The 17,675-nt window shown below is 64.3% G+C and carries 19 protein-coding genes; 3 read left to right on the top strand and 16 right to left on the bottom strand.

Going from position 1 to position 17,675, the window contains the following annotated elements; all coding sequences use genetic code 11:
• Positions 1 to 148 precede the first annotated feature (148 nt).
• Complete coding sequence (gene fdhE, locus EBQ26_RS00580) at positions 149 to 1,141, top strand: formate dehydrogenase accessory protein FdhE (protein ID WP_122237086.1); 993 nt, start codon at positions 149 to 151, stop codon at positions 1,139 to 1,141.
• Positions 1,142 to 1,242: 101 nt separating this feature from the next.
• Here the strand turns inward: fdhE and fdx are convergent, their stop codons facing one another.
• The 11 genes from fdx to EBQ26_RS00525 all read right to left on the bottom strand — a co-directional run bounded on the left by fdx (position 1,243) and on the right by EBQ26_RS00525 (position 10,189).
• The gene (gene fdx / locus EBQ26_RS00575) at positions 1,243 to 1,581 is read right to left on the bottom strand and encodes an ISC system 2Fe-2S type ferredoxin (protein ID WP_122237085.1); all 339 of its coding nucleotides are present in this window, start codon (positions 1,579 to 1,581) and stop codon (positions 1,243 to 1,245) included.
• 93 nt (positions 1,582 to 1,674) lie between these two features.
• The gene (hscA, locus tag EBQ26_RS00570) at positions 1,675 to 3,549 is read right to left on the bottom strand and encodes a Fe-S protein assembly chaperone HscA (RefSeq protein WP_122237084.1); all 1,875 of its coding nucleotides are present in this window, start codon (positions 3,547 to 3,549) and stop codon (positions 1,675 to 1,677) included.
• Between the two features lie 37 nt (positions 3,550 to 3,586).
• Complete coding sequence (locus EBQ26_RS00565) at positions 3,587 to 4,309, bottom strand: LrgB family protein (RefSeq protein ID WP_122237083.1); 723 nt, start codon at positions 4,307 to 4,309, stop codon at positions 3,587 to 3,589.
• Complete coding sequence (locus tag EBQ26_RS00560; protein WP_122237082.1) at positions 4,302 to 4,664, bottom strand: CidA/LrgA family protein; 363 nt, start codon at positions 4,662 to 4,664, stop codon at positions 4,302 to 4,304. The genes EBQ26_RS00565 and EBQ26_RS00560 overlap by 8 nt, the downstream gene beginning before the upstream one ends.
• A gap of 29 nt (positions 4,665 to 4,693) precedes the next feature.
• Positions 4,694 to 5,209: a Fe-S protein assembly co-chaperone HscB gene (gene hscB, locus EBQ26_RS00555; protein WP_122237081.1), complete on the bottom strand. Its 516-nt coding sequence runs from the start codon at positions 5,207 to 5,209 to the stop codon at positions 4,694 to 4,696.
• Positions 5,210 to 5,380: 171 nt separating this feature from the next.
• Positions 5,381 to 5,704: an iron-sulfur cluster assembly protein IscA gene (gene iscA, locus EBQ26_RS00550; RefSeq protein ID WP_122237080.1), complete on the bottom strand. Its 324-nt coding sequence runs from the start codon at positions 5,702 to 5,704 to the stop codon at positions 5,381 to 5,383.
• A 26-nt stretch (positions 5,705 to 5,730) separates the two neighbouring features.
• On the bottom strand, positions 5,731 to 6,057 hold the full coding sequence (locus tag EBQ26_RS00545) for a cupin domain-containing protein (RefSeq protein ID WP_122237079.1): 327 nt from the start codon (positions 6,055 to 6,057) through the stop codon (positions 5,731 to 5,733).
• A gap of 21 nt (positions 6,058 to 6,078) precedes the next feature.
• Positions 6,079 to 6,465: a Fe-S cluster assembly scaffold IscU gene (gene iscU, locus EBQ26_RS00540; protein ID WP_122237078.1), complete on the bottom strand. Its 387-nt coding sequence runs from the start codon at positions 6,463 to 6,465 to the stop codon at positions 6,079 to 6,081.
• 96 nt (positions 6,466 to 6,561) lie between these two features.
• Positions 6,562 to 7,776, bottom strand: coding sequence for an IscS subfamily cysteine desulfurase (locus EBQ26_RS00535; protein ID WP_122237077.1), 1,215 nt, complete (start codon positions 7,774 to 7,776; stop codon positions 6,562 to 6,564).
• Positions 7,777 to 7,809: 33 nt separating this feature from the next.
• A complete protein-coding gene (gene iscR, locus EBQ26_RS00530; protein ID WP_122237076.1) occupies positions 7,810 to 8,334 on the bottom strand; it encodes a Fe-S cluster assembly transcriptional regulator IscR in 525 nt (174 codons plus the stop codon).
• A 529-nt stretch (positions 8,335 to 8,863) separates the two neighbouring features.
• The gene (locus tag EBQ26_RS00525) at positions 8,864 to 10,189 is read right to left on the bottom strand and encodes a methyltransferase domain-containing protein (protein ID WP_238944036.1); all 1,326 of its coding nucleotides are present in this window, start codon (positions 10,187 to 10,189) and stop codon (positions 8,864 to 8,866) included.
• A 76-nt stretch (positions 10,190 to 10,265) separates the two neighbouring features.
• Here EBQ26_RS00525 and EBQ26_RS00520 point away from each other — a divergent pair, with 76 nt between their 5' ends.
• Entirely contained in the window at positions 10,266 to 11,888 is a 1,623-nt protein-coding gene (locus tag EBQ26_RS00520) for a YifB family Mg chelatase-like AAA ATPase (protein ID WP_122237074.1), read from the top strand.
• 102 nt (positions 11,889 to 11,990) lie between these two features.
• Here EBQ26_RS00520 and EBQ26_RS00515 read toward each other — a convergent pair whose 3' ends face one another.
• Positions 11,991 to 12,548 (bottom strand): regulatory protein RecX, encoded by a 558-nt coding sequence (locus EBQ26_RS00515; protein ID WP_122237073.1) that lies wholly within the window; start codon positions 12,546 to 12,548, stop codon positions 11,991 to 11,993.
• Positions 12,548 to 13,630, bottom strand: coding sequence for a recombinase RecA (recA, locus tag EBQ26_RS00510; RefSeq protein WP_122237072.1), 1,083 nt, complete (start codon positions 13,628 to 13,630; stop codon positions 12,548 to 12,550). Before recA ends, EBQ26_RS00515 begins: the two co-directional genes overlap by 1 nt.
• A 157-nt stretch (positions 13,631 to 13,787) precedes the next feature.
• Here recA and EBQ26_RS00505 point away from each other — a divergent pair, with 157 nt between their 5' ends.
• Positions 13,788 to 14,312 (top strand): MarR family winged helix-turn-helix transcriptional regulator, encoded by a 525-nt coding sequence (locus EBQ26_RS00505; protein ID WP_122237270.1) that lies wholly within the window; start codon positions 13,788 to 13,790, stop codon positions 14,310 to 14,312.
• Between the two features lie 192 nt (positions 14,313 to 14,504).
• Here the strand turns inward: EBQ26_RS00505 and EBQ26_RS00500 are convergent, their stop codons facing one another.
• From EBQ26_RS00500 to EBQ26_RS00490, 3 genes are all read right to left on the bottom strand, one after another.
• On the bottom strand, positions 14,505 to 15,146 hold the full coding sequence (locus EBQ26_RS00500) for a 2-hydroxychromene-2-carboxylate isomerase (RefSeq protein WP_122237071.1): 642 nt from the start codon (positions 15,144 to 15,146) through the stop codon (positions 14,505 to 14,507).
• A 19-nt stretch (positions 15,147 to 15,165) separates the two neighbouring features.
• Complete coding sequence (locus EBQ26_RS00495) at positions 15,166 to 15,990, bottom strand: SDR family oxidoreductase (RefSeq protein WP_122237070.1); 825 nt, start codon at positions 15,988 to 15,990, stop codon at positions 15,166 to 15,168.
• Between the two features lie 170 nt (positions 15,991 to 16,160).
• A complete protein-coding gene (locus EBQ26_RS00490) occupies positions 16,161 to 17,675 on the bottom strand; it encodes a tripartite tricarboxylate transporter permease (protein ID WP_122237069.1) in 1,515 nt (504 codons plus the stop codon).

Here is a 17,675-nt window from a genome sequence, read left to right as displayed (position 1 = left end):
TGTTTCGGCATGTTATGGTTAAAGTTATTTTTCCTTTGATTGATTTGATTGAAAAATGCAGAGCCGGCCCCCGGCATTGCCCGAGTTCGCCCTCTCCCCAACGATTCCCCCACTGATTGACCTGATATTGACCTGAACGAGCCGCCCCATGCAACGCATTCTTCAACCCGGTGAAATCGAAGCCCTGGACCGCACGCGCATGCCGCACGCGCGTCTGCCCCAGCCCGCCAGCCTGTTTCGCGAGCGCGCCGCGCGCCTGCAACAGCAAGCCCCTGGCAACCCAATCGGCGGCTATTTGCTCGCCATGAGCGACATCGTGCAGGCGCAAGCCGCGCTGGCCGGGCGCATCCAGACCAGCGCCTGGGCGCCCGAAGCCATCGCCCAGGCCCAGGCGCATGCCATGCCGCTGTGCAACGCGGCCGAAGCGCCCGACCCCCTCTGGCGCGCCGCGCTGGCGCAATTGCTGGAGCAGCTAGGGCAAAGCGGGCAAACGCCCCACCTGCCCGCGCCCTTGCAGCAGGCGGCGCAGGCGCTGGCCCAGCTCGCCCCCGAAGCGCAGGACGCGCTGGCCGGCCGCATCCTCAATCGCCGCATGATGACGGACGACGTGCTGGCCGCCCCCATCGTCATGGCCGCCTTGCAGTTGTTTTACGCGCACCAGGCCAGCCAGTTGCGTGAGGCCGATGTGCCCTACACCCAGCCGATGACGATTTGCCCCGTGTGCGCCAGCCAGCCCGTGGCCAGCGTGTTGCGCGTTGGCGGAGCCGAAGGCGGGCTGCGCTTTTTGCATTGCAGCCTGTGCTGCACGGAGTGGCACATGGTGCGCGTCAAATGCAGCCACTGCGAATCCACCGGCGGTATTCGCTACCAGGGCGTGGTCAGCGCCAGCCAGGACGGCCCCGAAGCCAGCCCCGATGCCCACCCCGAAACCAGCCCCGATATCAGCAAGGAAGTCGTGCTGGCGGAAACCTGCGACAACTGCCACACCTACCGCAAGCTCATCAACCAGGAGAAAGACCCCAGCGCCGAGCCATTGGCCGATGACTTGGCCAGCATGAGGCTGGATTTGCTCATGGGCCAGACCGCCTACGCCCGCGCCAGCGGCAACCCCTTGCTGGCCCTGGCGCCAGAGCAGGCGTAACGGGGCTTTGCTGCAATTATTCCAATAGGTAAATGTGACTTTATACCCATCATGCCGAAATAGGGGTATTTCTTTTCCTTTTGATTTGTAATTCAAAAGGCTTAATGGTTCTCCTTGGCGTGGTTGATGGTGTATTTGGGGATTTCGACGGTCAGGTCTTCGCGCGCCACGATGGCCTGGCAGGACAGGCGCGATTGCGGCTCCAGGCCCCAGGCTTTGTCCAGCAAATCTTCCTCCTGCTCCTCGGGTTCGTTGAGCGAGTCGTAGCCCTTGCGCACGATGACGTGGCAGGTGGTGCAGGCGCACACCATGTCGCAGGCGTGCTCGATCTTGATGCCGTTTTCCAGCAAGGCTTCGCAGATGGAGGTGCCGGGGGGCACTTCGATTTCTTTGCCTTGCGGGAGGATTTCGGCATGGGGAAGGACGGTGATTTTGGGCATGGTGTGCGCCGGAGAGGGTGGGTCAATCGTGGGGGGTGAATTGCAGATCTATGCAGATCGAGGAAGATCAATGCAGATCAAGCCGGGTTTGGTTCATAGCTGGCCGATGGATTTGCCCGCCAGCGCCTGCTGGATGCTGCGGTTCATGCGCGCGGCGGCAAAGGCTTCGGTGCCGTGGGCCAGGTCGTGGCTGGCCGCTTCGATGGCGGCGGCGCTGCCTTGCTCGATCTGGGTTTGCAGCGTGGCCAGCAGGGCCTGGATGCGTGCGTGCTCGGCGCTGTCGAGCAAGTCGCCGTCTTTTTCCAGCGCGGCGGCGGTGGCGAGCATGAGGCGCTGGGCATCGATGCGGGCCTGCGCCAGGGCGCGGGTTTGCATGTCTTGCTCGGCGCTGTCAAAGCTCTCGCGCAGCATGCGGGCGATGTCGTCATCGGCCAGGCCGTAGCTGGGTTTGACTTGCACGCTGGCTTGCACGCCGGAGGTGGTTTCCTCGGCGGTGACGCTGAGCAGGCCATCGGCATCGACGTGGAAGGTCACGCGGATGCGCGCCGCGCCCGCCGCCATGGGGGGAATGCCGCGCAGCTCGAAGCGCGCCAGGCTGCGGCAGTCCTGCACCATTTCGCGCTCGCCTTGCACCACGTGCAGCGCCAGGGCGGTTTGGCCGTCCTGGTAGGTGGTGAATTCCTGCGCCAGGCGGATGGGGATGGTTTGGTTGCGCGGCACGATGCGCTCGACCAGCCCGCCCATGGTTTCAATGCCCAGCGAGAGGGGGATGACGTCGAGCAGCAGCAGATCGTCGCCGCTGCGGTTGCCCGCGAGCTGGTGGGCCTGGATGGCCGCGCCCAGGGCGACGACTTCGTCGGGGTTGAGGTTGGTCAGCGGCTCACGCCCGAACAGCTCGGCAACGGCGCGGCGCACCAGCGGCATGCGGGTGGAGCCGCCCACCATGACCACGCCTTGCACATCCGCCACCGCCAGCTTGGCATCGCGCAGGGCGCGGCGGGCGACGCTGATGCAGCGCTGGGTGAGGGCGGCGGTGGCGGCATCCAGATCGCTGGTGTGGCAAATCAGTTCGATGGGGCCGGTGGAGAGTTGGGCGACAAAGGGTGCGCTGTCGGCTTGTGAAAGAGCTTCCTTGGTGGCGCGCGCGGCGGCTTGCAGCGCGGCGCGGTCGCCCGCCGTGGCCGGGGCGGCCAGGCCGCTGCGCGCCAGCGCCCAATCGGCCAGGGCCTGGTCGTAATCGTCGCCGCCCAGGGCCGAATCGCCGCCGGTGGCGATGACTTCAAACACGCCCAGGGTCAGGCGCAGGATGGAGATGTCGAAGGTACCGCCGCCGAGGTCAAAGACGGCGTAAATGCCTTCGGCGGCGTTGTCCAGCCCGTAGGCGATGGCGGCGGCGGTGGGTTCGTTGATTAGGCGCAGCACGTTCAGTCCGGCAAGCTGGGCGGCGTCTTTGGTGGCCTGGCGCTGGGCGTCGTCGAAGTAGGCGGGCACGGTGATGACAGCGCCGCACAGCTCGTCGCCCAAAGTGTCCTCGGCGCGCTGGCGCAGCGTGGCCAGCAGCTCGGCGCTGATTTCCACGGGCGATTTCTCGCCCTGCACGGTTTGCACGGCCACCATGCCGGGGCGATCGAGCAGCGCGTAGGGCAGCTTGTCTGCGCCTTGCACATCGGCCAGGCTGCGGCCCATCAGGCGCTTGACGGAGGTGATGGTGTTGGCCGCATCGGCCTCGTGCGGCGCGGCAGGCTCTGGCAGCGCGTCGTAGCCGATGCGGCGGCCGCCCCCGGCGAGATAGCGCAACGCCGACGGCAGCAAGATGCGCCCTTGCGCATCGGGCAGGCACTCGGGCACGCCGTGGCGTACAGCGGCCACCAGCGAGTGGGTGGTGCCCAGGTCGATGCCCACAGCAATGCGGCGCTGGTGGTGCGGATCGGGCGATTGGCCGGGTTCGGAGATTTGCAGCAAGGTCATGGAGTGTCTCTGTAAGGGGCGGCGTGCTGGCATGCTTTCAAAACATGCGCAGCAGGGCCGCGGCCAAAGGGATGAGCACGGCGCCCAGCAGGGCTTGCAGGCCCAGGGCCAGGCCGGCAAAAGCGCCCGCTTCGGCGTTGACGTTGAGGGCGCGGGCGGTGCCGATGCCATGCGATTGCGCGCCCAGGGCAAAGCCACGCACGGCCCAGGGGCGCACGCGGGCAATTTTGAACACGTATTGCCCGACGATGGCGCCCAGCAGCCCGGTGATGAGCACGACAATGGCCGCCAGCTCGGGCAGGCCACCGATGGCCTGGGCAATGCCCATCGCCACGGGCGCGGTAATGGCCTTGGCAGCCAGTGAGCGCAGCACATCGGGCGGCAGGCCCAGCGCCCAGCCCAGCAGCACGGCCAGGCCGCAGCCCGAGAGCAGGCCCATCAGCGCCGCCAGCAGCAGGGTTTTCAGATGCCGGGCCATGATGTGGCGGCGCAGCCAAAGCGGCCAGGCCAGGGCGACGACGGCCGGGCCGAGCAAGAAGTGGATGAATTGCGCGCCGGAAAAATACTGCTCGTAAGGCATGCCGGTGGCCAGCAGCAGCGCAATCAGCAGCACGACCGACCACAGCACCGGATTGGCCCAGGGGTTGGCGTGCAGGCGCTGATAGACGGCGCTGGCCAGCACGTAAGCGCCCAGGGTGGCCGTCAGCCCGAACAGCGGGGTGCTGGAGAGGTAGGTGAAAAAGGCCGCAAAGTCATTCATCGGCGGGGCCCTTCGTCTGTCTTTGCATGAGCGCCTGCATGAACCAGGCTGTGACGGCCAGCCCGGCGACGGTGGAGACCAGCAACACGATGGCGATGCGCACGCCGTATTGCTGCAACAGGGGCAACTGGCTGATGACGCCAACGCTGATGGGCACAAACAGCAGCGCCATGTGGGAGAGCAAAAAATCCGCGCAGGCCTGCACCGGCGCGCGCATGGGCGGCCAGCTCAGCGCCAGCAGCAGCAAGGCCATGCCGACGACGGGGCCGGGCAAGGGCAGGTGCAGCAGGCGCACGATGCCCTCGCCAATGGCTTGCATCAGCAGTATCAGGGTGAAGCCTTGCAGAGCTTGCATGGGATGAAGGGGGGCAGTCTCGGCCAATCTCAGGCGTGCGCGTCGCGGCGCCGATCGATGTCATCGCCGAGCTTGTGCAAGAACATCAACGCCCGCACGCTTTGGGCGGCGGCGGCCCAGTCCTGCGCGACGTCGATTTGCTGCTCCAGCGTGCGCTGCATGTCGCGCTGCATTTGGCGTGCAAGCGCCTCGAGGGCGTCGAAATCGGCGGGGCTTCGAGCCTCATCGGCCTGCTCGCGCAATTGCATTTGCTGCATGAGAAAGGCCGCGGGCATGGCGGTGTTGTTCTCTGCGTTGATGGGGGCGCCGTTCAGCTCGCACAGATAGGCGGCGCGTTGCAGCGGGTCTTTCAGGCGGCGGTAGGCCTCGTTGATGCGCGCCGACCATTGCGCGGCCACGCGCTGGGCGGCAGGGCCTTCGGCGGCGAATTTGTCGGGGTGGGCCTGGCGCTGCAAGGCCTTCCAGCGCGCATCCAGCACGGCCAGATCCTGGCTGTAGCGGGCGGGCAGGTCGAAGAGTTCAAAATCGGTGGATTGTAGAGGCATGGCTTGGTTTTATAAATCAATGTTCAACAATAAATTGAAGTTTTGTTTCCTGTGTTGCCGAAACGGTTTTTTTTGTATTTCCTTTGATTTGTAAAAAATGGGGTTGAGGCGAGCCGTGCAAGCAACGAAACGGGCGGCATGTGCCGCCCGCTGTGAGGGAGTGCGTGCGGCTTACACACGAAAGGACTCGCCACAGCCGCAGCGATCACGCTCCTTGGGGTTGTTGAATTTGAACCCCTCATTGAGCCCTTCGCGCACGTAGTCCAGCTCCGTGCCGTCGATGTAGGCCAGGCTTTTGGGATCGACCATGAGCTTGACGCCGTGCTGCTCGAAAAGCTGGTCTTCGGGGGCGATTTCATCCACGTATTCCAGCTTGTAGGACAGGCCCGAGCAGCCGGTGGTTTTCACGCCCAGGCGCACGCCAATGCCTTTGCCGCGCTTGGCGAGGTATTTGCTGACATGCCGCGCTGCGGCTTCGGTGAGTGTTACGGCCATGGGATAGATGTGACGGTGGAAAGACTTCAAAGCGCCAGGGTGACGAGCACGGAGCTGGGTTGCAAGGCTGTCAGCGCGTGCGGCACGCCGCCGGGCACGTATAGCAAGTGTCCGGCTGGCAGCAGTGCCGCAGGCGTATCGCTCAAATGCACCTGCACGCTGCCCTCCAGGCAGTGGATGGTGATCTCGCCTGCCACTTGATGCGCGGGCATGTGGCGCCCGGCCGGCAAGACCAGGCGCATCACTTCCAGCCCGCTGGATTTGAACAGGGCGACGGACTGGGCCGCCGCGATGTCTGCGCCGTACGGGCGCACGTCAACGGGCTGGCCGGGCTGGGCGTGAGGCAGTGCCATGAGAACGGGGCGCGGGGAAAATCAGGAGGCGTGCTTTTTCTTGTAGTCCTCCACGGCGGCCTTGATCGCGTCTTCGGCCAGGATGGAGCAGTGCACTTTCACGGGCGGCAGCGCCAGTTCTTCGGCGATGACGCTGTTTTTCAGCGCTTCGGCCTCATCCAGCGTTTTGCCTTTGACCCACTCCGTCACCAGCGAGGAGGAGGCAATGGCCGAGCCGCAGCCGTAGGTTTTGAAGCGCGCGTCTTCAATCACGCCGGTGGCGGGGTTGACCTTGATTTGCAGGCGCATGACGTCGCCGCAAGCGGGCGCGCCGACCATGCCGGTGCCCACAGTAGCATCGTCCTTGTCGAAGGAGCCGACGTTGCGCGGGTTTTCATAGTGGTCGATGACTTTGTCTGAATAGGCCATGACGGTTCCTTATGGGGCTGGTTGCTGGCGTTGCGAAAGGAGGCCAGCGTTTTTTGATGGGAAACAGGGGGGGAGCGGGTCAGGTGGGCAGCGGGATCAATGCGCTGCCCACTGGATGGTGCTGAGATCGACGCCGTCCTTGTACATCTCCCACAGCGGGCTGAGTTCGCGCAGGCGGGTGACGTTTTCACGGATGGTTTGGATGGCGTAATCGACTTCCTCCTCCGTGGTGAAGCGGCCAAAGGTCATGCGCAGGCTGCTGTGGGCCAGCTCATCGCTGCGGCCTAGGGCGCGCAGCACATAGCTGGGCTCCAGGCTGGCCGAGGTGCAGGCCGAGCCGGAGGAGACGGCAATGCCTTTGATGCCCATGATGAGCGACTCGCCCTCGACATAGTTGAAGCTGATGTTGAGGTTGTGGGGCACGCGCTGCTCCAGGCTGCCGTTGACGAAGACTTGCTCGATGTCGCTCAGGCCATCGAGCAGGCGCTTTTGCAGGCGGGCGGCGTGTTCGCGGTCTTTGTCCATCTCCTCGCGGGCGATGCGGTAGGCCTCGCCCATGCCGACGATTTGGTGGGTGGGCAAGGTGCCCGAGCGCATGCCGCGCTCGTGGCCGCCGCCGTGGATTTGCGCCTCAATGCGCACACGCGGTTTGCGGCGCACATACAGCGCGCCAATGCCTTTGGGGCCGTAGGATTTGTGCGAGGCCAGGCTCATCAGGTCGATGGGCATGGTGCGCATGTCCAGCGCAATCTTGCCGGTGGCCTGGGCGGCATCGACGTGGAAGATGATGCCGCGCTGGCGGCACATCTGGCCGATGGCGTTGAGGTCTTGCACCACGCCGATTTCGTTGTTGACGGCCATGACGCTGACGAGGGTGGTGTCCGGGCGCATGGCGGCTTCGAGCTTGGCCAGATCCAGCAGGCCGTCTTCCTGCACGTCGAGATAAGTGACTTCAAAGCCCTGGCGCTCCATCTCGCGCATGGTGTCGAGCACGGCTTTGTGCTCGGTTTTGACGGTGATGAGGTGCTTGCCCTTGCCTTGGTAAAAGTGGGCGGCGCCTTTGATGGCGAGGTTGTCGGATTCGGTGGCGCCGCTGGTCCAGACAATTTCGCGCGGATCGGCGCCGATCAAATCGGCCACTTGCTGGCGGGCTTTCTCAATGGCGGCTTCGGCCTCCCAGCCCCAGGCATGGCTGCGGCTGGCGGCGTTGCCGAAGTGTTCGGAAAGCCAGGGAATCATGGCTTCGACGACGCGAGGATCCACAGGCGTGGTCGCGCCGTAGTCGAGATAGATGGGGAAATGGGGTGTCATGGTGGGGTGGGTTTGGGTTCGATTGGCGGTATGTCAGGGCTTGCCCAGGGCAAAAACGGAGTTGGGGGCGTTGACGCGAATGGGCTTGACCACAGGCGCCGAAGAAATGGCACGACGCACAGGGCTGCGCTCCTCCACCTGGATGCCTTTGGCAATTTGCTCGTCAACCAGTTTTTTCAGGGTGATGGAGTCGAGAAATTCCACCATGCGCTGGTTGAGCGCCGTCCACAAATCGTGGGTCATGCAGCGGATGCCTTCGCCCAGGCAGTTTTCCTTGCCGCCGCAGTGGGTGGCGTCGATAGGCTCATCGACGGAGACGATGATGTCGGCTACCGTGATGTCCTCCGCCTTGCGCGCGAGTGTGTAGCCACCGCCTGGGCCGCGGGTGGATTCCACGAGCTGGTGGCGGCGCAGTTTGCCGAACAATTGCTCCAGATAGGACAGGGAAATTTGCTGGCGCTGGCTGATGGCAGCCAGAGTGACGGGGCCGCTGCCTTCGCGCAGGGCCAAGTCAATCATGGCGGTGACGGCAAAACGCCCTTTGGTAGTCAAGCGCATGATGCGGCTCCTTTCGTTGTGGGTTCGACCAATTCCATTTCTGGATGAAGGCATGCGGCACATGCATTGGCATGCAGCCCTGCCCGGAAATGACTCAAACGCCCCGTGCAATGCGCATGTCCACCCACAGGGAGAAGGCGGGTCGCGCTATCGCTCCTCCACTACGGCGTTCGCGCGCATAACGCAGGCAGTTTTGTTTGCGCAGGCCAACCGCGCAAAAAAACAGGCGGCGGGCAATCATCGTCGGGAGGGGCTTGTGCGGGCCTTTTGGGGATGCCGCAACGTCCAGTCAACTGCCAGCCGGTTCAGGGCTGGCTCTGGCTGAAGCGACTTCAGTTCGTATAAGGCGGCGATTGTAGCAGAAGCCTGATTATTTTTGTCGGGTAATAACGGGCGGTGCACTGGCGTGCGCCAGTGTTTGTGATGTGTTTCGTTTTTTCAATCAATAGGAAATAAAAATTTCAATTTTTATTGCTCGTGTTGCCGAAATTGAATTTTTTATTTCCTTTGTTGTGTAATTTTTGTGTGCTTAGTGGCCTTTTTGCGCCGTGATGACATAGCCTTTGACGGGCTGGTCGGCCTCGAAACGCAGGGTTTTTTCTTCCAGTGTGGCCATGGCAAAGCCTGCATCGGCCAGCAGTTGCTCAAGGTATTTGCGGCTGTGTGCGTAGCGCCCGTTGGCCTGCAAGACGTAGCCGTTGGGGGCTTCGGCGGCGGCCTCGGTGGAGAAGAAGAAAAACCCGTCGTTTTGCAGGATGCGGTGGACGTTGCCAATGATGGGCGACAGATCGCCGATATAGGGGAACACATCCAGCGCGGTGACGATGTCGTACAGGCTGGCGGGCGTGTCGCGCACAGCGTCGGTCAGGTCCACGCTGTGGAATTTGTCGTACACGCGCAGCAGGGAGGCGCGCTGCATCATCTCGCGGGAAACATCCACGCCCACCATGGCGCCGTTGATGGCGCCCAGGTACAGGCCCAGCAAGCCGGTGCCGCAGCCCAGGTCCAAGAGGTTGAATTGCCGCTCGGGGAAGATTTCCAGGATGCGCTGCGCGATCAGCTTGGGCAGTTCGTAGCGCAGGCGGCGCACCATGTGCAAATCGTAGTTTTGCGTCATGGCGTCGAACAGCTCGCGCACCAGCTCGGGCGGCTGTGTCTTGGGGGGCTGGCCATTGACCACTTGCTGGTAGTACAGGTAAACCGGGTTTTGCGGATCGATGTGCAGCAGGTGCTCGACATCGGCGCGCGCCTGTTCCAGCCGCCCCAGCGCCATCAAGCTGTGCAGCCGGCCATAGCGGGCGGCGATGGTTTCGGGGTCGCGCTCGATCAGGCGATCCCACAGGGGCAGGGCCTGTTCGTATTGGGCGCTGTGGTGCAAGGTGCGGGCCAGGTTCAGCTCCAGCACGGGGTCGTCGGGGTATACCTCCAGGGCGCGGCGGTTGTATTGCGCGGCTTTGCCCAGGTCGCCGCAGCGGATGGCGATGTCGATCACGCCTGCCAGCGCCATGCGTTCGGTGGATTCCAGGGCGAAGATTTTTTCCGCCTGCTCCAGCGCGGGCGTGTATTTATCCAGCCGCGCCAGCAGCAAGCCATATTCCAACTGCGCGGGCCACCATTGCGGCGTCAGCGCCACCGCGTGCTCCAGGGCTTGCAGGGCATCGTCGTAGCGGCCTGTGCGCTCGGCCAGTTGGGCGCCGATCATGTAAATGCGCGGGTCGTCGGTGGTGTTGCGCTGCGCATGGTTCAACAGCGTGGCGACTTCCTTGGTCTTGTTCTGCGCCAGCAGTTGGTAGGCTTGGTTGATGTAGGGATCGTTGGCTTTGATGCGCTCTTGCAGCGTAGTGTTGGTGTCCATGGAGTTTGGGCGGGCGATGCAAAAGGGGCGCATTATGAAGGCTTGTCGGAATTCGCATTTTTGAGGAGGCATACACATGGCACTGGCCCAACTGCATAGCCGCGCCTTGCTGGGGCTGCAAGCGCCGGCGGTGAGCGTGGAAGTCCACCTGGCCAATGGCCTGCCCAGTTTCACGCTGGTGGGCTTGGCCGATGTGGAGGTGCGCGAGGCGCGCGAGCGTGTGCGCTCGGCCATTCTCAACAGCGGGCTGGAATTTCCGACCAACAAGCGCATCATCGTCAATCTGGCGCCTGCCGATTTGCCCAAGGACTCGGGCCGCTTCGATCTGCCCATTGCGCTGGGCATTCTGGCTGCCAGCGGTCAAATCGAGGCGGCGCGGCTGGAAGGCTTCGCCTTTGCGGGCGAGCTGTCGCTCTCCGGCGCGCTGCGGCCTGTGCGCGGTGCGTTGCCGATGGTGCTGGCCGCGCAAACGGACGATCCGCAGGCGCAGCCAGACATGGCGGGCTGGCCTGGTGCAGAGCCGCAAACCCAAGACGCCACGCCGCTGCAATGGGTACTGCCCCCGGCCAGCGCGCAGGAGGCCGCGCTGGCGCCCGATGCCGTGGTCTGGCGCGCCCGGCATTTGCTGGATGTGGTGGCTTTTTTCCGCCCCCAGCCCGGGGATGCGGAGGCGGGCGGGGCGGAAGGGCCTGGCATGACGCGCCTGAAGCCTGCCGCTGGCGTGCCGCCGCCCAGCTACCCCGATATGGCCGATGTCAAAGGCCAACTGGCCGCGCGCCGCGCGTTGGAGATCGCGGCTGCAGGCGGGCACCATGTGCTGATGGTCGGCCCGCCCGGCGCGGGCAAATCCATGCTCGCGCAGCGCTTGGCCGGGTTGCTGCCCGCACTGGAGCCCGCCCAAGCGTTGCAAAGCGCCGCCATGGCCAGCCTGGGTGGGCAGTTTCGCTGGGAGCGCTGGAACGCCCGCCCCATGCGCAGCCCGCACCACACCGCCAGCGCTGTGGCTTTGGTGGGGGGCGGCTCACCCCCGCGCCCGGGCGAAATTTCATTGGCGCACCAAGGCATTCTGTTTCTGGATGAATTGCCCGAATTTCCCAAAGCGGCGCTGGAGGCCTTGCGCGAGCCGCTGGAAACCGGCGCCATCCACATCGCGCGGGCGGCACGGCAGGCGCAATTTCCCGCCCGCTTCCAGCTTGTTGCGGCGATGAACCCTTGCCCTTGCGGCTATTGGGGCTCGCGCACGCGCACTTGCCGCTGCACCCCCGATCAAGTGGCGCGCTACCAGGGGCGCATCAGCGGCCCGCTGCTCGATCGCATCGACATTCATATCGACGTGCAGGCCCTGCCGCCGCAAGAGTGGATGCAGGGGCCGCCGGGTGAGGCCAGCGCCCCGATTCAGCAGCGCGTGCAAGCGGCGCGCCAGCGTGCGCAGGCGAGGCAGGGCTGCGCCAACCATTTGCTCGAAGGCAAAGCACTGGAGCGCTTTGCGCCGCTGGAGCCTGCGGCGCGCCAATTGATGCAAAGCGCGGCCGAGAAAATGGGCTGGTCGGCCCGGGCCATGCACCGCGTGTTGCGCGTGGCCCGCACGATTGCCGATTTGGCCGATGGCACGGAGGTTGCCGGCACCATTCCCATCGCACCGGCCCATGTGGCCGAGGCCATCCAATACCGGCGGGCTTTGCTGGGGGCGCGCGGGTAGGGCTTATTGATTAATCAAAAAGAAAAAATACCAATATTTTTCGGCTTGATGGTTATATAGTGATTTTTCTTTTGATTTGTAATTTGTCTTGGGTGCGCCGTTTCAAGCATCTGCCTCGCCATCCATCAGTCTGCGCACGAGATCGGGCGCAAAGCCACGGCTGAGCATGAAGCGCGCTTGCTTGGCTTGTTGCTTCTGGCGTGCTTGCCAGGCGGCGCGGCGTTGCTCGGGGGTGGTGGGGGCTGCTTCCTCATCCATTGCTTGCGGGGCGTGGGCGCCAAAGCGCGCGCGCCAGACGGCTTGCGCGCGCGCCCATTCATCGTCTTGCTCGGCCAGCGTGGCGTTGATGGTGTCGGCGTCCACGCCTTTGGCCCTCAAATCCTGGCGGATGCGGGCGTTGCCGTAGCGGCTGGCTTTTTGTCGCGCCAGCGAGGCGGCGGCGCGCTCGTCGCTGAGCAGGCCTTTGCGCTGCAAGTTGGCCAGCAGTGCGTCCAGATGGGCTTGCGCGTGCGCATCCGGGGCATGGGGGCTGAGCTTTTGGCGCAGTTCGCTGAATGTGTATTCGCGCCGCGCCAGCGCTTGCAGGGCGCGCGCCTGCAAGCTGGGCTGGGGGCGGGTGCGGCGTGCGCCGGGGGGCTGGCCTTCGGTGGGTGGGGGCATCAGTCTTCGTGCAGCACGCCGTCTTCATCCACGCCGTCGGGCAGTTCGGTGATGTTGGCGGCGATCACGCCCAGGTTGGCGCGGATTTTGTTTTCGATCTCGCGCGCCAGTTCGGGGTTTTCCTTGAGGTATTCCTTGACGTTGTCGCGGCCCTGACCGATTTTTTCGCCGTTGTAGGCATACCAGGCGCCGGATTTGTCCACGATGCGCGCGGCCACGCCCATGTCGAGGATTTCGCCTTCGCGCGAGATGCCGCTGCCGAACATGATGTCGAACTGGGCCACTTTGAAGGGTGGCGAGACTTTGTTCTTCACCACTTTGACCTTGGTTTCGTTGCCGATGACTTCCTCGCCTTTCTTGATCTGGCCGGTGCGGCGGATGTCCAGCCGCACGCTGGCGTAGAACTTGAGCGCGTTGCCGCCGGTGGTGGTTTCGGGGCTGCCGAACATGACGCCGATCTTCATGCGGATTTGGTTGATGAAGATGACGGTGCAATTGGTTTTCTTGATGCTGGCGGTGAGCTTGCGCAGCGCCTGGCTCATCAGGCGCGCTTGCAGGCCGGGCAGGGAGTCGCCCATGTCGCCTTCGATTTCGGCCTTGGGTACCAGGGCGGCCACCGAGTCCACCACCACCAGATCCACCGCGCCGGAGCGCACCAGCGAGTCGACGATTTCCAGCGCTTGCTCGCCCGTGTCGGGCTGGCTGATGAGCAAGTCCTTGATGTTCACGCCCAGCTTGCCGGCGTATTGCACATCCAGCGCGTGCTCGGCATCGACGAAGGCGCAGGTGCCGCCGAGCTTTTGCATTTCGGCGATGACTTGCAGCGTCAGCGTTGTTTTGCCCGAAGACTCGGGGCCGTAAATCTCGATTACCCGCCCGCGTGGCAGGCCGCCTACGCCCAAGGCCACGTCCAGCCCCAGCGAGCCGGTGGAGACGACCTGGATGTCCTGCGCCACCTCGTCTTCGCCCAGGCGCATGATGGCGCCTTTGCCAAACTGTTTCTCGATCTGCGCCAGCGCGGCTTGCAGGGCTTTGGCTTTGTCACTCTTGTCGTTTTTATCGGTGTGGGCAACGGCGTTCATGCGTGTAGTTCCTGAGGTGAAATCCATGGTCAAAGGCGCGCTTTGGCGCCGCTGGCGGCAAGTGTAGGGGGGATTGGATTTGCATCCTCGGTTTTTATAGTCAGTTTGATTGACTAGCTGCGGCAGCCAAGGCATGGCCCCCTATCATCGCGGCCCTATGCAAGAGATCGCCCCCATCCCCGTGCCTTGGGAGGATGCCGCCATCAGCGGCGTGCCTCCGCCCGAAGACGTTTGGCGTCAAACCCACCTGGGCCGCCTGCTGGGCCATGCCATGCGTCGTTTTGACGAGCGCGTGCTGCACCTGATGGCGCACGATGCGCAGGTGCCGCTGGCGCTGTCGAACCTGGCGGCGCGCAACAAGGTCAGCGCCGCGCACATCCACATCACGCGGCATTTGTCGCTGCGCGGCGACCGCATCACCACGCTGGCCAAGCGCGCGGGCATGAGCAAGCAGGCGATGGCCGATTTGGTCGATCAATGCGAAGCCTGGGGCCTGGTGCGCCGCGAAAGCGATCCGGCCGATCGCCGCGCGGTGCGTGTGGTGTTTACCGACACCGGCTTGCATTGGCTGGGGGCGTTCAAGCGCTCGGTGGTGCAGGCGGAGCGGGAGTTTGAAGAAGCGGTGGGCGAGCAAGTGGCCGTCGTCGCCCGCATTGCGCTGGAGAGTTATGCGGGCGGGTAGCGCAAGGGGTGGGCGAGTGCGGTTTCTTTTTTATAAATCAAGGTATTTTTTGTTTATTGAATATGTTGCCAAAACATGGCAATAATTTTTCTTTTTGAATTGTAATTTTCTGATTTTGAAGTTGGGTGCGCGTGCTGGCGGGCCGAATGGGTTTGGCGTTGGGACGGCCACGCCGGGATGGGGCGCAGGGATTTACACCGGCGTTGGCGCTTGGGGCGCGCGCTCGGCCAGCTCGCGCAGCATGGGCAGAGCGTCCAGCCCCCAGAGCATCTGAGCGTTGATGACGTAGCTGGGCACGCCGAAAACGCCGGCGCGCTGGGCTTGCTCGGTGTTCTCGCGCAGGCGGTTTTTGTTGGCCTCGCTGCCCAGGGGGAAGGCGGGGCGAAGCTGCGCTTGCAGGGCTTCTTCCAGCGCGGCCAGGCGCTGGGCATCCAGTGCGGGGGCGCCTCCGGTGCGCCAGACGTGGTGAAAAATCGTCTCCGCCGTGTAGCGGTTGATGCTGCCGTCCAGGCTGCACGCCAGCGCCAGGCGCGCCAGGCCCAGGCTGTTGAAGGGGTGCACTTCGGGCCAGGCGAAGGGCGGCAGGCCGTCTTGCGCGCCAGCCTGCTGGCCTTGGCGGGCCAGCCAAAGCGTGTGGCGGCGAATCCAGTCGTGCTTGGCGGGAATGGCGGCGGGCGAGGTCTGCCCGTGCGCCTTGAACAGCCCGCCCAGCGCCACGGGGATATAGCGCACACGCCAGGCGCAGCCTTGCAGCGCCTGGGGAAGCGCGTCGAAGGCCAGGCAGGCGTAGGGCGAGGCGAAGTCGAGGTAGAAGTCGATGGCAGCGGGGTTCATGGTGTGTGCTGGCTGGTTTTCAGAACGTGCCGGGATAAGCGCCGCCGTCGATCAGCCAGTTCTGGCCGGTGATGTAGCCCGCCTGCTGGCTGCACAAAAAGGCGCAGGCGGCGCCGAATTCGTCGGCTTGGCCCAGGCGGGCGGCGGGGATGCTGTCGATCTGGCGCTGGCGCATGGCTTCGGCGCTGGTGTGGTTTTTCTCGGCTTGGGCGGCGAAGGTGGCGCGCAGGCGGTCGGTGTCGAACTTGCCGGGCAGCAGGTTGTTGATGGTCACGCCCTGGCGCGCGATGCCCGAGCGCGCCAGCCCGGCGACAAAGCCCGTCAGCCCGCTGCGCGCGCCGTTGGACAGGCCCAGCACATCGATGGGCGCTTTGACGGCGCTGGAGGTGATATTGACGATGCGCCCGAAGCCGCGCGCGGCCATGCCATCGACGACGGCGGTGATGAGCGCGATGGGGGTGAGCATGTTGGCTTGCAGGGCGGCTTGCCATTGGGCCTGGCCCCACTCGCGGAAATCGCCCGGCGGCGGCCCGCCCGCGTTGGTGACGAGGATGTCGAAATCCGCCCCCGGCCCGCCGGGCACGGCCAGCGCCTGGGCGCGGCCTTGCTCGGCGGTGATGTCGGCGGCGACGGTAAGCACCTGAGGTGCGGGCTGGCCCGTGGCTTGCGCCTGGGCCTGGGCGCGCTGGCGCAGGGCCTGAGCGGTTTGCTCCAGCCGCTGCGCGCCGCGCGCGTTGATGACGAGGTGTACGCCTTCGGCCAGCAGCGCTTGGGCGCAGCCCAAGCCCAGCCCGGCGCTGGCGCCGCAGACCAAGGCCCAGCGGCCTTCAATGCCCAGTTGCATGGGGATTCCTTTGTGTGGTTGGCAAATTACGATTACAAATCAAACGATGGATTGGATTTCAAAACTTCCCACCCATGTTGCCGAAAACGGTTTTTGGTTTTTCGTTTGATATGTAAATTGAAGAAAAGCTGCCTGGCGGGCGGCTTATGAGGTGGTGGGGGGCGGGCGGATCAATCCTCCACAAACGCTTCTTCGCGCTTGCTGCGCACGGCTGGCATGAGCACGATGACCAGCAAGATGGCGGCCGCGATGAGCAGCCCCGCCGAGATGGGCCGCGTGACCAGCACCGACCAATCCCCGCGCGAGAGCAGCAGGGCGCGGCGCAGGTATTCCTCCATCATCGGCCCCAGGATGAAGGCCAGCAGCAGCGGCGCTGGCTCGACCGCGAGCTTGTGGAACAAATAGCCGATGAAGCCGAAGATGCCCACCATCCAGATATCGAACACGTTGTTGTTGGTGGTGTACACGCCCAGCGCGCAAAACAGCACGATGGAGGGGAACAGCCAGTTGTAGGGCACGGTCAGCAGCTTGATCCACACGCCGATCATCGGCAGGTTGAGGATGATGAGCATGGCGTTGCCAATCCACATCGAGGCGATCAGGCCCCAGAACAGCTCGGGGTTGCTGGTCATCACCTCGGGGCCGGGCTGGATGTTGTGGATGGTCATGGCCCCCACCATCAGCGCCATCACGGCGTTGGGCGGGATGCCCAGCGTCAGCAGCGGGATGAACGAGGCTTGCGAGCCAGCGTTGTTGGCCGATTCGGGCGCGGCCACGCCGCGGATGTTGCCCTGACCAAAGGGCACTTCGCCCGGGCGCAGGCGGGTTTTCTTCTCCAGCGTGTAGGAGGCAAACGACGAGAGCATGGCCCCGCCGCCGGGCAGGATGCCCAGCATGGAGCCCAGCATGGTGCCGCGCAGGATGGCGGGCATCATCAGCTTGAAGTCATCGGGCGTGGGCATCAGGCCCTCGACCTTGGTGGTCATCACATCGCGCTGCTCGGGCGGGTGCGAAAGGTTGGCGATGATTTCGCCATAGCCGAACACGCCCATGGCGATGACGACAAAGCTCAGGCCATCGGTCAGCTCGGGGATGCCCAGCGAATAACGCGGCACGCCCGAAGTCACATCCGTGCCCACCATGCCCAGCAACAAGCCCAGCACAATCATCGCCAAGGCTTTGAGCAGCGAGCCAGAGGCCAGCACCACCGCGCCAATCAGGCCCAGCACCATCAGCGAGAAATACTCGGCCGGGCCGAACATGAAGGCCACCTTGGTCAGCGGCACGGCAAACGCGGCAATCCACAAAGTGCCAAAGCAACCCGCGATGAAGGAGCCAATGCCCGCAGCGGCCAAGGCCGGGCCGGCGCGGCCTTTTTTGGCCATTTGGTAGCCGTCGATCACCGTCACCACCGCGGCCGACTCGCCCGGCAGGTTGACCAAAATCGCCGTGGTGGAGCCGCCGTACTGCGCGCCGTAATAAATCCCCGCCAGCATGATCAGCGCCGACACCGGCTCCAGCCCATACGTGATGGGCAGCAGCATGGCAATCGTGGGCACCGGCCCCAGGCCCGGCAGCACGCCAATGAGCGTGCCCAGCAAACAGCCCACCAGGGCATACAGCAGGTTTTGCAGCGTGAAGGCGACTTCGAAACCCAGCGCCAGATTGGAAAGCATTTCAGACAT

The sequence above is a fragment of the Allofranklinella schreckenbergeri genome (assembly GCF_003703475.1).
Taxonomy (GTDB): Bacteria; Pseudomonadota; Gammaproteobacteria; order Burkholderiales; family Burkholderiaceae_C; genus Lampropedia; species Lampropedia schreckenbergeri.
Note: the sequence above shows the minus strand (reverse complement) of the source record. Positions and strands in the feature narration are given on the sequence as shown.

Excerpts from the sequence above, each read along its gene's own strand:
- fdhE (WP_122237086.1), top strand. The coding sequence starts at position 149 with ATGCAACGCATTCTTCAACCCGGTGAAATCGAAGCCCTGGACCGCACG.
- fdx (WP_122237085.1), bottom strand. The coding sequence starts at position 1,581 with ATGCCCAAAATCACCGTCCTTCCCCATGCCGAAATCCTCCCGCAAGGC.
- hscA (WP_122237084.1), bottom strand. The coding sequence starts at position 3,549 with ATGACCTTGCTGCAAATCTCCGAACCCGGCCAATCGCCCGATCCGCAC.
- EBQ26_RS00565 (WP_122237083.1), bottom strand. The coding sequence starts at position 4,309 with ATGAATGACTTTGCGGCCTTTTTCACCTACCTCTCCAGCACCCCGCTG.
- EBQ26_RS00560 (WP_122237082.1), bottom strand. The coding sequence starts at position 4,664 with ATGCAAGCTCTGCAAGGCTTCACCCTGATACTGCTGATGCAAGCCATT.
- hscB (WP_122237081.1), bottom strand. The coding sequence starts at position 5,209 with ATGCCTCTACAATCCACCGATTTTGAACTCTTCGACCTGCCCGCCCGC.
- iscA (WP_122237080.1), bottom strand. The coding sequence starts at position 5,704 with ATGGCCGTAACACTCACCGAAGCCGCAGCGCGGCATGTCAGCAAATAC.
- EBQ26_RS00545 (WP_122237079.1), bottom strand. The coding sequence starts at position 6,057 with ATGGCACTGCCTCACGCCCAGCCCGGCCAGCCCGTTGACGTGCGCCCG.
- iscU (WP_122237078.1), bottom strand. The coding sequence starts at position 6,465 with ATGGCCTATTCAGACAAAGTCATCGACCACTATGAAAACCCGCGCAAC.
- EBQ26_RS00535 (WP_122237077.1), bottom strand. The coding sequence starts at position 7,776 with ATGACACCCCATTTCCCCATCTATCTCGACTACGGCGCGACCACGCCT.
- iscR (WP_122237076.1), bottom strand. The coding sequence starts at position 8,334 with ATGCGCTTGACTACCAAAGGGCGTTTTGCCGTCACCGCCATGATTGAC.
- EBQ26_RS00525 (WP_238944036.1), bottom strand. The coding sequence starts at position 10,189 with ATGGACACCAACACTACGCTGCAAGAGCGCATCAAAGCCAACGATCCC.
- EBQ26_RS00520 (WP_122237074.1), top strand. The coding sequence starts at position 10,266 with ATGGCACTGGCCCAACTGCATAGCCGCGCCTTGCTGGGGCTGCAAGCG.
- EBQ26_RS00515 (WP_122237073.1), bottom strand. The coding sequence starts at position 12,548 with ATGCCCCCACCCACCGAAGGCCAGCCCCCCGGCGCACGCCGCACCCGC.
- recA (WP_122237072.1), bottom strand. The coding sequence starts at position 13,630 with ATGAACGCCGTTGCCCACACCGATAAAAACGACAAGAGTGACAAAGCC.
- EBQ26_RS00505 (WP_122237270.1), top strand. The coding sequence starts at position 13,788 with ATGCAAGAGATCGCCCCCATCCCCGTGCCTTGGGAGGATGCCGCCATC.
- EBQ26_RS00500 (WP_122237071.1), bottom strand. The coding sequence starts at position 15,146 with ATGAACCCCGCTGCCATCGACTTCTACCTCGACTTCGCCTCGCCCTAC.
- EBQ26_RS00495 (WP_122237070.1), bottom strand. The coding sequence starts at position 15,990 with ATGCAACTGGGCATTGAAGGCCGCTGGGCCTTGGTCTGCGGCGCCAGC.
- EBQ26_RS00490 (WP_122237069.1), bottom strand. The coding sequence starts at position 17,675 with ATGTCTGAAATGCTTTCCAATCTGGCGCTGGGTTTCGAAGTCGCCTTC.